The organism is Streptomyces sp. A1136 (genome assembly GCF_004795055.1).
In the GTDB taxonomy this organism is placed as follows: Bacteria; Actinomycetota; Actinomycetes; order Streptomycetales; family Streptomycetaceae; genus Streptomyces.
Genome location: NZ_SSBJ01000004.1, coordinates 280,157 through 292,255, shown reverse-complemented (window position 1 = coordinate 292,255; position 12,099 = coordinate 280,157). Strand labels below are relative to the sequence as shown.

General features: G+C 69.6%; 12 protein-coding genes and 2 pseudogenes. 7 read left to right on the top strand and 7 right to left on the bottom strand.

The genetic code is table 11. The features are described 5' to 3' along the window. On the bottom strand, positions 1 to 293 hold a 293-nt coding region (locus E6R62_RS06195; protein ID WP_136212168.1), incomplete at its 3' end, for a LysR family transcriptional regulator. Between the two features lie 254 nt (positions 294 to 547). Between E6R62_RS06195 and E6R62_RS40675 the strand changes: the two genes are divergently transcribed. From E6R62_RS40675 to E6R62_RS06180, 4 genes are all read left to right on the top strand, one after another. Then, on the top strand, positions 548 to 1,012 hold the full coding sequence (locus E6R62_RS40675; RefSeq protein WP_240801498.1) for a hypothetical protein: 465 nt from the start codon (positions 548 to 550) through the stop codon (positions 1,010 to 1,012). An 11-nt stretch (positions 1,013 to 1,023) separates the two neighbouring features. Further along, positions 1,024 to 1,404, top strand: coding sequence for a nuclear transport factor 2 family protein (locus tag E6R62_RS40670; RefSeq protein WP_240801497.1), 381 nt, complete (start codon positions 1,024 to 1,026; stop codon positions 1,402 to 1,404). Between the two features lie 62 nt (positions 1,405 to 1,466). Next, positions 1,467 to 2,339: an NAD-dependent epimerase/dehydratase family protein gene (locus E6R62_RS06185; RefSeq protein WP_136212164.1), complete on the top strand. Its 873-nt coding sequence runs from the start codon at positions 1,467 to 1,469 to the stop codon at positions 2,337 to 2,339. Beyond that, positions 2,332 to 3,162, top strand: a complete 831-nt coding sequence (locus tag E6R62_RS06180; protein WP_136212162.1) for an MBL fold metallo-hydrolase — start codon at positions 2,332 to 2,334, stop codon at positions 3,160 to 3,162. The genes E6R62_RS06185 and E6R62_RS06180 overlap by 8 nt, the downstream gene beginning before the upstream one ends. 178 nt (positions 3,163 to 3,340) lie before the next feature. Here the strand turns inward: E6R62_RS06180 and E6R62_RS06175 are convergent, their stop codons facing one another. Both E6R62_RS06175 and E6R62_RS06170 read right to left on the bottom strand, forming a co-directional pair. Further along, complete coding sequence (locus E6R62_RS06175; RefSeq protein ID WP_136212160.1) at positions 3,341 to 4,117, bottom strand: hypothetical protein; 777 nt, start codon at positions 4,115 to 4,117, stop codon at positions 3,341 to 3,343. 970 nt (positions 4,118 to 5,087) lie between these two features. Continuing rightward, entirely contained in the window at positions 5,088 to 5,810 is a 723-nt protein-coding gene (locus E6R62_RS06170) for a dienelactone hydrolase family protein (protein WP_136212158.1), read from the bottom strand. Between the two features lie 528 nt (positions 5,811 to 6,338). Between E6R62_RS06170 and E6R62_RS06165 the strand changes: the two genes are divergently transcribed. Next, a complete protein-coding gene (locus E6R62_RS06165) occupies positions 6,339 to 6,659 on the top strand; it encodes a chaplin (RefSeq protein ID WP_136212156.1) in 321 nt (106 codons plus the stop codon). 200 nt (positions 6,660 to 6,859) lie between these two features. Next, positions 6,860 to 7,406, top strand: a pseudogene (locus tag E6R62_RS06160) (IS5 family transposase); the annotation flags it as partial. 339 nt (positions 7,407 to 7,745) lie between these two features. Here the strand turns inward: E6R62_RS06160 and E6R62_RS39425 are convergent. Beyond that, positions 7,746 to 8,171 carry a hypothetical protein gene (locus tag E6R62_RS39425; RefSeq protein ID WP_168713985.1) on the bottom strand — a complete coding sequence of 142 codons (426 nt, stop codon included), beginning with the start codon at positions 8,169 to 8,171 and terminating at the stop codon, positions 7,746 to 7,748. Positions 8,172 to 8,957: 786 nt separating this feature from the next. Between E6R62_RS39425 and E6R62_RS06150 the strand changes: the two are divergent. Further along, positions 8,958 to 9,477: pseudogene (locus E6R62_RS06150) on the top strand (MBL fold metallo-hydrolase); the annotation flags it as partial. A gap of 77 nt (positions 9,478 to 9,554) precedes the next feature. On the opposite strand, the gene E6R62_RS06145 reads toward E6R62_RS06150, so the two are convergent. The 3 genes from E6R62_RS06145 to E6R62_RS06135 form a co-directional block, all read right to left on the bottom strand. Continuing rightward, the gene (locus E6R62_RS06145; RefSeq protein WP_136212152.1) at positions 9,555 to 10,373 is read right to left on the bottom strand and encodes a hypothetical protein; all 819 of its coding nucleotides are present in this window, start codon (positions 10,371 to 10,373) and stop codon (positions 9,555 to 9,557) included. 81 nt (positions 10,374 to 10,454) lie between these two features. After that, on the bottom strand, positions 10,455 to 11,246 hold the full coding sequence (locus E6R62_RS06140; protein ID WP_136212150.1) for a hypothetical protein: 792 nt from the start codon (positions 11,244 to 11,246) through the stop codon (positions 10,455 to 10,457). A 423-nt stretch (positions 11,247 to 11,669) separates the two neighbouring features. Next, positions 11,670 to 12,074, bottom strand: coding sequence for a helix-turn-helix domain-containing protein (locus E6R62_RS06135; protein ID WP_136212147.1), 405 nt, complete (start codon positions 12,072 to 12,074; stop codon positions 11,670 to 11,672). Between the last annotated feature and the right edge of the window lie 25 nt (positions 12,075 to 12,099).

Below are 12,099 nucleotides of genomic sequence, written 5' to 3'. Positions count from 1 at the left end.
ATGCCGACGCGCAGGCGTGCGGTCTTGCCGCGGGCGGTCATCCGGGCGCGTTCGAGACTGTCGCGCAGGTTCGCGTAGACCGGCCGCAGGTCGGCGCGTAGCTGCCGGCCGAGCGGTGTCAGGCGGACCTGGCGGCGGTTGGAACGGTCGAACAACAAGCCGCCCAGCCTTCGCTCCTGGCGTCCGATCACCTGGCTGACACGGGCCTGCGTGAGGTGCAGCCTCGCGGCGGCCCTGCCGAAGTGCAGTTCCTCGGCCAACGTCAGAAAGATCTCGATGTCGCGAACTTCCACCTGTGCCGACCCCCGTCATAAGCCTCAGTTATCGGATCTTACTGATCTTCGACGTTGATGGGCGCGGTGGGGAGTTGGAAGATCGACAGCGGCCGGAACCGCCGCGCGGTGGTCCGTGGGCGGTGCGGCGCCCGTACCGGTGACACCGCACCGCCCAGCAGATCGCCTGCGACCGCCGACAGCGTGCCGGACTGGCCACAAGCCGATCTACCAGGGCGGTCAGTACAGCCACGCACCCAGGAAGGGGACCTCTCATGAAGCCGCTCGTCTCCGGCGTCACCGTGGCACTGCGGGACGCGCGCGCCGTTCCAAGGCTCGTCGCCCGCGTGGAGCACGCCAGGCAGAACGGACTGCCGGACGCGTTCACGCAACTGCTCCGTCGTGAGGCCTCGTGGACCGTCCCGCACGGCGACCCGCCGACCGGGTTGGAAGCGATCAACGCTTTCGCCCGTAGATGGCGGCCCAGCCCCGTCCACCCGAAGCTGACCCTCCCCGGCGAAGCCGAGCGCCTTGTGCTCATCCGGCCCGAACTCGCGAGGGTCAAGATCCGCCGCCGGCCGATCATCCGCGACGAGCTCCCGGTGGCGATCGGCCGACTCGACCCGCGGGGCGCCCTGATCGGCCGAAGACGCGACCGCCGGCCCCGCCGGCGCGGTCGAGGACTCGGCGGCCGAGCTTCGCCGTGGCAAGCCGTCACCGACCTGTCGTGGTGCCACTGAGGAGGTGCGGCTTGTCGTTTCATACCACGGCCGAGGTCGTCCACCACTTCAACCGGGCCTTCCTCGACCGTGACACCTCGTCGCTCGCTGAGCTGATTGCCGACGACTGCGTGATGGAGGCGAGGGACCCGGCCCCCGACGGGGCCCGCTACGAGGGGCGCGCCGAGTGCCTGCGGTTCTGCCGGAGCCTCGCCGAGGAGCGCGCGGGCCGGTTCGAGCCGGAGGGCGTTGTCGTCACCGGTGAGCGGGCCACGGTCCGGTGGCGGTACCGCTTCGGTGACGGACCGGCCGACTCCGTCCGCGGCGTGAGCCTCGTGCTGGTGCGGGACGGCCGGATCGTCGAGTCCCTCAGCTACGGCAAGACCACGGGCGACACCCGATCGCCCGGATGACGCGGCGTCCGCGAAGTGCGCGGATACCGCCCCAACTCATTCACTTGAAAGGGAAATCAGATATGAAGGTACTCGTGCTGGGTTCGACCGGCTATATCGGATCGGCCGCGGTGAGACGGTTCGAGGCAGAGGGCCACCAAGTGGTCCATCTCGTGAGGGACGCAGGCCGACTGCCCGCCGGGGCGACGGCGGTCCCAGGCGACCTGGCCGACCCGGCCTCGCTGCGGGCGGCGGTCACCGACGACATCGACGCCGTGGTCAACCTCGCGACGCCGACCGGCCACGAGGCGGTGGACGCGGCGGCCGTGGACGCGCTGACCGAGCGGCTGCGCGGCACCGGACGGGTCTTCGTGTACACCAGCGGTGTATGGGTGCTCGGCGCCACCGGCGACGCGGCACTCGACGAGGACGCGCCGACCGACGCCATCGCCATCGTCGGCTATCGCCCGCGGATCGAGCAACGCGTGCTGGCCGTCGGCCGGGACGACGTGCGCGCCGTCGTCCTGCGGCCCGGCATCGTGTACGGCCGCGGCGGAGGTATTCCCGGCCTGATGACCGACTGGGCGCGCGAGCACGGCACCGGCCGGTACGTGGGTTCGGTGGCGACCCGTTGGCCGATGGTGCACGTGGACGACCTCGCCGAACTCTTCGTGCTGGCGGTGTCCAAAGCCGACGAGGGCAGCCTGCTGCACGGCGTGGCGCACGAAGCGGTGCCGGTGGCAGCGCTCGCCGCGGCCGCCGACCTCGCCGCGGGGGGCACCGGGCGGGCCGAGCCCTGGCCGCCGGAGCAGGCCGCGGAGGTCTTGGGCGGCCCCTTCGCCGAGGCCTTGGGCCTGAACCAGGTGGTGTCCGGCCGGCGCGCCGTCGCCGAACTCGGCTGGCGGCCCAGCCGTCCGTACGTCCTCAACGAGCTGGCCGGAGGCGAACGTGGCTGACCTCACCGGCACGACGCTGCCCGTCTGCCGCACCTGCGGCACCCAATACGCCGCCCCTCGCCCCGACTGCCCCGTCTGCCTGGACGAGCGCCAGTACGTCGCACGCGGCGGCCAGCAGTGGACCAGCGTGGCCGCGCTGCGCGCCGACGGCCACCAGGGCCGCTTCGAGGAACAGGGTCCGGACGTTCTCGGCATCGGGAGCACGCCCGAGTTCGCCATCGGCCAGCGCGCGTTGCTGCTGCGCACGGCCTCCGGCAACGTGCTGTGGGACTGTGTGCCCTACCTCGACGAGGCGATGATCCGCGAGGTGCGGGAGCTCGGCGGCATCACCGCCATCGCCATCAGCCACCCGCACTTCTACTCCACCATGGTCGACTGGGCGCATGCCTTCGACGCGCCCGTGTACCTGCACGAGGCTGACCGGCAGTGGGTCGGCCGCCCCGACCCCGCCCTGCACTTCTGGAGCGGGCGAACCCACCGGCTGACCGATGAACTGACGCTGATCAACCCGGGCGTCCACTTCCCTGGCAGCGCGGTCATGCACTGGAACGTCGGCCGGGGCGCACTCTTCACCGGCGACATAGTGAACGTCGGACCCGACCTCCGGTGGGTCAGCATCATGTACAGCTACGCCAACCACGTCCCCGAGCGCCCCGATGCCGTCCGCGCGGCCGGCGAACTGCTCGCCGGCTACCGCTTTGACCGGATCTACGGCGCCTGGTGGGACGGCGTGGTCACCGCCGGCGGCAACGAGGTGCTGGCCCGCTCGGTCGAACGCTACCTCCGCCACGAGCAGGCCCCGCCGATGAAGGGCGGCTCCTGACAGGGTGGTGCGGGACGGGACAGCGGGCCGCCGTCGGTGACACGGCGTCAGGGGCGGACGGCGCGCTCGCCGGTGACCCTGCGCTCGACGGTACGATCAGGCAGGTCCGCGTACCGGGCGGCGGCTACCGCCTCCGTGACCTGACCCGTCCCTGGGACAGCCAGGCCCGTGCGGCGGTTCAGCGGTCCGGGTTGATACCCGACGACACTGACTTGACGCGGGCGACCTGGGCGATTGCCGCGTGCTCCACGTGGCCGCGCGCGATCTCGTCCCCGTAGGAGACATAGGCGAGGACGTCGGCGACGACAGTGCCGATGCGCATCACGACGTAGTGGACTTCGCCGTTCCGGAACGCTTCGGTCTCGTCGGCGCCGGAGTCCACCGTCAGCGGCTTCGCCGGTACGCCGTCCTGCGCGCTCGACTTCCGACGATGCTCCGCGAGGCCCTTCATCGCCGTATTCGCCTGCTCCTCCGTCTCGAAGGTGAAGAGGGTGAACTCATAACGCGTTTTGTCCGCGTTGCCCCGGGCGTCCATCTCCTTCTTCCCGGCAGCCTGCACTCCGGCACACGGCGTACTCGTCTCCTTGGAGCAGGCGCTTCGCGCTGCCCCGTCCTGAACCACGACGGGATCACCACCGACGAAGACGTCGCCGATGTTCCTCTCGATCGGGAGCGCGTAGTACAGCCCCGTCGCGTCCACCCAGACCGGAGGCATCCTGGGTGTGATGGGCTGCCCGGCCGCGGCGGGCGCAGAGGACCGCTCACCGCCCCCGGCGGGCGATTGCGACGCCCTCTTGCCTGTGGCCGGGGCGCTTGGGGTCGCGCTGCCTGTCGCCATACCGCCAGAGGCGGGGCCGCCCGTCACCGCCCCGCCGGTCAGCTCGCCGTTCGCCGCCGCCTTCCCCGCCTGCGCGTTTGCGCCCTCACACGCCGTCAGCGCCAGCACCAGCGCCACCGCGACGGCGGTTCCCCGTACAACAGCCTTCACACGAACTCCCCCGACGACCCGTCAAGACCGGATCAAGACCCAACAGTTGCCATGATCACCCAACATCATCAGCCGATGATCACCAAACCCGCGACCAGGGCCGTTCCGCGGACGCCGGGCACACCGACACACGCTGCGGCACCTCCAGCCCGACCCCACCGCCGACCCCCCTGTTGCCCCCGGACCCGTACGGTCTCCGGCCGCCGCCGAAGTCCGTGGGCGGCGCCGTACGGGGACTCCGGGGGTTACGTGCCGTCACGGAGTCGTGCGGCGTGAACGGGGTGACCTTTGCAGTCATGACGGTGGCACCCTTCGCAGTAGCGGTGGCCTGACGCCCTGGGCAGGCCGGCGGGGCCGATGAGGGGGTGACCGTGGGGGGTCATTCGGTGGTGATGACGAGCTTCCCGCGGACATGGCCGCCCTGCGCTCCGGCATCGGCACCGAAGCCCCGACCGGCTTCACCGATGAAGAGCACACCCGGTTCGCCCACCTTCTGTTCCGTCGTCGTCGCCGTACAAGGTGGCCGGGTCCAGGGCGACCCGATGTTGCCACGTACCTTCCCGACCGACGTGGCCGGCACCGCGATAGCGCCTGCCGTCGCCTCCGACCTTTTGGCACGCTTTCGCCGCCCGCCTGAACGGCGGGAGGTGGAAGTGTGGGAGGCCAAGTGGCGCGGACTACATGTCCATGGGCGCCGCCGACATCCACGCCGCATCGCCGGGGAACTCGTCGTCATCCAACAACAACCGGAGTAGCCGCGGCTGTGGTCGGCGGCGGCTCCGCTCATACCCTGTACGCGAAGGCATTCCCCGGACGGTGGTGCGGCCGTGCGCTGGTACAAGATGGCCGCAACCTGAGGGAGCACCGGCCACAAACCGGAGCGGTGGCGGTCGACCGGCCTGGTTCGCGGCCCGGAATCGCGCAATTGCCGACCGGATCATTCCGTTACGGGAAGGCACTCGGCGAGCAGGTCGACGACGTCGCGCCAGGCTCGCTGCGCGTGCCGTGGGTGGTAGCCGACGCCGGGGACCACGGGGTGGTCGACCGGCGGGTGGTGGAACGCGTGCAAGGCGCCGCCGTAGATCACGAGGCGCCAGTCGACGCCCGCGGCCTGCATCTCCGCGGTGAACGCGTCCCGCTGCGCCGGCGGCATGATCGGGTCTTCCGATCCGACCCCGGCCCACACCGGGCAGCGGATGCGCGCCGCTTCGCCCGGTCGGCCCGTGGTAGTCGCGTTCACCGTCCCGATCGCCCGCAGGCCGACGCCGCTTCGCCCGAGTTCCAGCGCGATGGCGCCCCCGGTGCCGTAGCCGACGGCGGCGATCCGGTCGGGGTCGGTCCGCGGTTCGGCGCGCAACACGTCGAGCGCCGCATGGCCCATGCCCCGCATCCGGTCGGGGTCTGCGAGCAGCGGCAGGCAACGGGCCAGCATCTCCTCGGGGTCACCCAAATAGCGCCCGCCGTGAAGGTCGAAGGCCAGCGCCACATATCCCAGCTCGGCAAGGGCATCGGCCCGACGGCGCTCGACGTCACTGAGCCCCATGCCTTCTGGCCCGAGCAGCACCGCCGGCCGACGGTCGACACCAGCCGGGAGCGCGAGGTGCCCGATCATCGTCAAACCGTCGGCCTGATACTCGACCGTACGGGTCGTAATCGTCATGGGACTGGACCGTAGTGATCGTCGAGCCCGGTCGGGCCGGTGTTCACCGCCGGCAGAACAGCGCGGGTACGCCTCTGAAATGCGGTGATGGCTCACAAGATCCATCACAGCTCCCGTTCCCGACAACCCGGTTCACGACCGCCGAGAGACCGAGACCGGGTAGGTGGGGCCGCCGTCGCCAGGTGCCGGGCCCAACACCCGCACCCAACGCGGCAGCCTCACCCCCCAACGGCTCCAACGCCTCACCGACCTCGGCACCCACTGGGCACAGTGCAACCGCCCGGTATGCCGGCCCGTGCCGACGGCCGCCACCTCACGTGCCGGATCCCACCGCTCCGACGGGTTCGTCCGTTCGGCTTGAGATTGCCCGTGTACGGGCACGTTTGCGAGACACCGAGGCGGCCCCTGCCTACCTTCTAGGGGTTCCTTGCCGGCTCGAATTAGGTGAATTCGAGCGATGGCATGCTGTTTGAAGGGGCGCACGTGCCGTACTCCGTGCGGCAGGTCCACAGTCTTCAGGAGATCTTGATGTCGCGTATCGCAAAGGCCCTCGCGGTCACCGCCTCAGCCGCCGCCATCCTCGCCGGCGGCGCCGGTCTGGCGGCCGCGGACGCCACCGCCGAAGGCGCCGCCATCGGCTCCCCCGGCGTCCTGTCCGGCAACGTCGTCCAGGTCCCCATCCACATCCCCGTCAACATCTGCGGAAACACCGTCAACGTCGTCGGCATCCTCAACCCGGCCTTCGGCAACGTCTGCGTCAACGACGGCGGCCGTGACAAGAAGGACCACCACAAGGACAACCACCACAAGGCCGAGCACCACAACGACCAGCACGACGGCGAGTACTGAGCACCACAGGCCCCTGACCTGCCGGCAGCCACAGCGCCGCAGCCGCCAGAGCACGCCATCCTCCGAACCAGCCGTACAACACACCCCCTGAGCCTCCGGCCTCCCCCACGTCCCGGGGAGGCCGGAACTCCACCCGACACGGCGCACAGTCCGCGCCCCGAAGGTGGGACTCACACGAGGAGATCGCTGCTCTTCGTGGTTCGGTCGACCCCACGATCGTGCGGGCCCACCAGCACGCGGCCGGGGCCCGCCAAAAGGGGCCTCGGCGGGCGAACCGGAGGACCATGCCAGCGGCCGCTCCCACGGCGAACTGACCACGAAGATCCGCCTCGCCGCCGACGACCGCTGCAGGCCAGCCGGACGGGCCGGTGACGCGCCCGCCTTCACCGAGGTCACGGCACGCCTGCGCGTTCCCCGTCGGCGAGGACGGCCCCGCACCAGGCCGGATGTGGTCTTGGCCGATAAGGCCTACTCCTCCCGAGCGATCCGTGAGCACCTGCGCAAACGCGGCATCCGGGCAGTGATCCCAGTCCCCGCCGACCAGCGCGGACACCGGCTGCGTCGGGGCAGCCGCGGCGGCAGACCACCGGCCTTCGACCACGAGACCCACAAGCAGCGCAACACCGTCGAACGGTGCAGCAACCGCTTGAAACACTCGCGCGGTCTCGCCACCGCTACGGGAAGACCGCCACCATCTACCGGGCCGGACTCCACATCGCGGGCATCTTCCTTTGGTCCGCCCGGTGATCCAAACGAAACTGCCTAGTGACCTGAGTCAGAGATTCGGTGGCTCGCTGGATGCGTCCGGGTGAGGAGTTCATCGTTGCGACGCAGACAGTCGAGTTGTCGACAGTCACGTATTCCCCAGGGGCCGAGCACACAACCGGGTGCCGGCGGGCGAGACTCCCAGTGCACCAGCCGGCCCTACGATCACCACCATGACCTCAGCACTGATCCTCATCGACTTGATGCCGCGCATCATCGCCCTGCCACTCGCCCCACACTCCGGTGACGAAGTGCTCGCGCGTTGCAGGAAGTTGGCCAAGTCATCCCCCGGATCGGGGAAGGAGCCTCTTGCCTTCAGGATCAGACGCTACAAGTTCTGTTGCCGGGACCGCTGTTCCAGCCGTTGGAAAAGTCGTGAGTGCTGCCGACGAGAATCCGCGGACCGCACGTCTTCAGCCAGCCGGGAATCCACACGGTGACGTTGATCGCGGCGGTGAAGGACCGCCCAGGGGTGTAGCGGGTCCCGGGGCCCTGGTACAGGTTGTCCGACTTCCATGAGACGGGGCCCGGATTGTAGGGGACCTTGCCTTCGGCGCTGTTGTGCGCCGGGTCGTTCCAGTTCAGATACACAGTGCCCGAGACGTTGTTCTGCCAACCGTTGATCCAGTCGACCTCGGCGTAGGCACTCGCACAGTTGGCGTACCAACCGATGTACAGGTTTCCGATCGTCTGCGAGTCGGTCCAATTGTTGGAGATCTTGATCGGAGTAGCCGGTCCGAGCAGCACAGGGTTGCTGCAAGTGACAGCATGTGCGGCGCCGGCAGGAACGGTTACGAGTGCGGCACTTGCGGCTGCGACGCCAAGAGCGGCTACAGCCGATCGAACCCGATTGCGTAAGGACATGCAGATCCCCCCGGGGGCTAGTGGCATGAACCTGGCTATCTGAAGGCCCATCCTGGCAGCCGGCCGCCGTTGGGGGGAGGTGCTGCCCCGCCAAATCGAGGGAGTGGACGGCGCTGCGGAGTCAGGGGGCCTGGTCGGCCTCCAGCGTGGTCAGCCCGGCCTGGAACGGGGCGGCGAGGTCGTCGGCAATGCAGGGCCAGGCTGGCCTTCGCGTCCTCAACGCCCGGACAGAACCTCGGCCCGAGCGGCCGGCGGTGCCCTGGCCGGGCCCGGTCGGGTCCTGCAACCGGCCCCGGCTCCGGTGCGACCAGTGCTTTGTAGATCACGTCCGGGCCCAGTGGGTTCGCACCCCCACCCCCTCTGGACCCGCTGCTCGACGTGCCGGGTGCCGACCGGGCCGTCCTGCTGCACCGCACCCAGCAGATGCTGGCCACCTCGCGGGCAAAGCCGGTGGCGGCCCGCCGCCAAACAGCACTTGCACCTCCTTCACCGCCCTGGTCGCCCAGCGGCGATCAGCGCCGGGAGACGACCTCATCAGCACGATGGCCTCCCCCGGCCCGGACGGCGACAATCCCCTGAGCGACCTGAAGCAGCGGGCCGAGTACGTGTGGACAAGCGCACCAGAAATCGGCCTGCCATTCTGACCGCCCCAGCGCGGTGAGGCGAGTCGACGTCCCCCTGACCATGACCACTCCCAAGGGCGGGAAGCGCCCCGGGGCGGGGGCCAGTGGACCGGCCGACTGGGAGTCGATCGAGCTGGCCCGCCCCCGCGGCGGCACGGTCACGGTCCTCGCGCGCGCCGGGCCCGTGGATGGCAGTCACGCCCGTAAAAAGTCAACCCCTCACCGGGCAGGTCGTCGGATCCGTCCTGACCGGAGAAAGCCTGCCCACGATCTACGTCAGCGGCGACAATGGCTCGCTCGACTTGGTCAAGGAGGTCACCCATCGGTTCGGCCCGGTGGGCACCACCATCCTGTACACGGGCTCCCCCGTCCCCGTCCTCTTCGACGGCGCGCTTGTCCTCCTCGACCGCGCGCAGGCCGCCGACGCCACTCGCATACTCGGCGCCCGCCGGGTGCTTCCCGTCCCCTACGACAGCTGGGCACACTTCACCGAGGGCCGAGACGAACCGGTCGCTTTCACGGAGGCGGGGCCGCTGGACCGCCTGGATTTCGGCGACCGGGCCTGACCGCGCAGCCGGCGTCCGGCTCCCCGGGGCCCTGGGTCCCTGGTTCTCGGAGGCCACGCTCCAGTGACCCGGTCCGGTCAGCAGCCGATCGTGACCCACTTGTGGACGGGGTAGGTGTGGCTCCCGTTCCCCCTGACGCTCGACAGGGTGTCGAGCTCGGCGCCGGTGGGCGGGGCGAGGAGCCGGAACGTCACCCAGACATCGCCGAAGGAGTCGGTGGTGCCCGACGCTCCCGACGTGTAGCCCTTCTTGCCGGGAATCCAGTAGTCCACCCATACCGGTTGCCACGCGAATCCGGATGCGTCGGAGGGGTGGTGCGAAATGTGCACGGTCACGTCCTCCGCGCGGATTGAGTACGGCCCTGTGCCGACACTGGTGCACTGCTGGAAGGCGGTGATGTCGGCGTCGTCGGACGCCCACTCCCTGTCGACCCCGGTCGTGTTGTCCCGCGTGCAGTGGAGCAGCGGGCCGGTCCGCGTGGTGCTGTAGTAGGTGCCGTCGGTCCAGGCGACCTCGTAGCTGATGCTCAGCGTCGCGTCGGCGGGCGGGTTGTCCACCGTGTAGTTGAAGGTGGCGTTGCCCTTGACCGGGTCGAACCGGCCGAAGAGCGTGCCGTATTTGCTGGTGCCGGGGATGGTGTAAACGGCGGTGATCTTGGAGTTGGCAGGGTCGTGTGTGACGGCCTCCAGGCTCAGGCTGACCCGGTCCACGGGTACGGCGGTGGGCGTCCCGCCGCTCCCGGTGGTGTCCATTGCGCAGTGCTGGTCCAGGTAGGCCGCCACCGGCCCGTCCAAACCGGCGTAGGCGGGCGACGCCCCGGCGGCCGTCAGGCCGATGAGCAGGGCCAGACTCGCGATCAGTGCGCTCAGCGCTCTTCGGGTTCTCAGGGCGCTCAATGGCCTTGGCGGTCTTGGTGCTCTGCTGGTCATTTGATCTCTCCCCCGGGGTCGGTGATGTTGTTCGGTGTCGGAGCCTGGTCAGCAGGCGATGGTGGTCCAGGAGTGGCCGGGGAAGGTGCGCGAGCCCGCTTGGCCGCTTGCCAGCACGTCGAGTTCGGCGCCGGTGGTCGGAGTGAGGATCACGAACGACAGCGTGGCCTTGCCGTCGGTGTCGAAGACGCCGGACGCTCCCGAGGCGTAGGCCTTCTGGCCGACGATCCAGTAGTCGGCCCAGACCGACCGACCCGCGTACGGCGAGGGCCCGTAGGACGGACCGTGCGCGACGTTCACCGTCACGATGTCCTCGCGGATGTAGGCGTGCCTGCCGCCGACGCCGATGTCGACGGTCTCGCAGCGCTGGGAGACGCCGGTCGCGGTCACGTAGTCGTTCCACGTCGAGGCGTCCACGTAGGTGGGGTTGTCCCAGGTGCAGGGCGCCAGTGGAGCACTCACGAAGTTGCTGTAGTAGACGCCGTGCCCCCACACCTGGTAGGTGACGGTCAGTGTCGCGCCCGCCGGCGGGTTGGACACCGAGAAGTTGAAGGTGGCGTTCTTCCTGGCGGTGTCGAACGTGCCGTTGGCGGTGCCGGCCCTGGTGCTGCCGCTGATGGTGTAGGAGGCGGTGATGGTGGAGTCGGTCGGGGGGTAGCCGACGGTCTCGAGGTTGAGGGTGATCCGGTCGACGGGTATCGCGGTCGTCATGGGACCGCTGCCACTGTTCTGCATGGCGCAGTGGTCCACGTTGGGCGCGAACGGTCCGCCCGGGTCAGCGGCAGCGGTTGACGCCCCGGCAGCGGTCAGGCAGATCAGGATGGCGAGCGCGGTGGTCACCGCTCTCCAGGATCTCCAGGTCTTCCAGGTTCTGCGGGTCTTTCGGGTCATCGCGGATGCCCCCCAGGTCGTTGGTGCCGGACGGTGCACTCCACTTGCGGCGGCAGAGACGCCCGTATGGGCACCTGTGGTTCCTGGTCCGGTGCAGCCCGGCCCAGTCCCGGCGGAAGGATCAAGTCGGCGCGCGTCACGACCACTTGGTGTGGTTCCGAAGGTCCTGCGGGTGGTCGCGGGTCCTGATGGGGCTTGCCATCGGCGGGTAGTATCCGGCAGCTTCAGCAGCCGCGAGTGCGCGGCGAGCACATTTGCGTGACGGCTACTGAGGTTGAACTCGTGATGTCGCCGGGTGGCTTAGGTGGGTCTGATTGTCGGGCCGGTCTCGGCGAGGCGGCCGTCTATGACCAGACCGCTGGCCGCCGCTGATTACCTGGTGCGCTCAGTGCGGTCGTCGTACTCTTCGCGGGCGGTGATGACTTCTTCGATGTGCAGCACGGACCACTCCGTGAGCGCCTTCAGCGGTTCCCGCAGCGTCTGGCCGAGCGCGGTCAGCTCATACTCCACATGCGGCGGCACCTCTGGGTAGACGGTCCGGCTGACCAGCCCGTCGCGTTCGAGGGTGCGCAGCGTCTGGGTGAGCATCTTCTCGCTCACGCCCGCCAGCGCCTGCCGGAGCTGGCCGAACCGGGAGGTCCCGTTCCGGCCGAGTTCGCCGAGCACGAGGACCGCCCACTTGCTGCCGATCTGGTCGAGCAGGTCCCGTGACGGGCAGCCGCGCTCGTACGGATCGAATGACGGCATGGGTCTGGTCACATTCTCGACAGCAGCCATACGGCTCACCTCTATGCTTTCGCGG

Coding starts and splice junctions, on each gene's coding strand:
- E6R62_RS40675 (WP_240801498.1), top strand. CDS start 548: ATGAAGCCGCTCGTCTCCGGCGTCACCGTGGCACTGCGGGACGCGCGC.
- E6R62_RS06185 (WP_136212164.1), top strand. CDS start 1,467: ATGAAGGTACTCGTGCTGGGTTCGACCGGCTATATCGGATCGGCCGCG.
- E6R62_RS06170 (WP_136212158.1), bottom strand. CDS start 5,810: ATGACGATTACGACCCGTACGGTCGAGTATCAGGCCGACGGTTTGACG.
- E6R62_RS06165 (WP_136212156.1), top strand. CDS start 6,339: ATGTCGCGTATCGCAAAGGCCCTCGCGGTCACCGCCTCAGCCGCCGCC.
- E6R62_RS06135 (WP_136212147.1), bottom strand. CDS start 12,074: ATGGCTGCTGTCGAGAATGTGACCAGACCCATGCCGTCATTCGATCCG.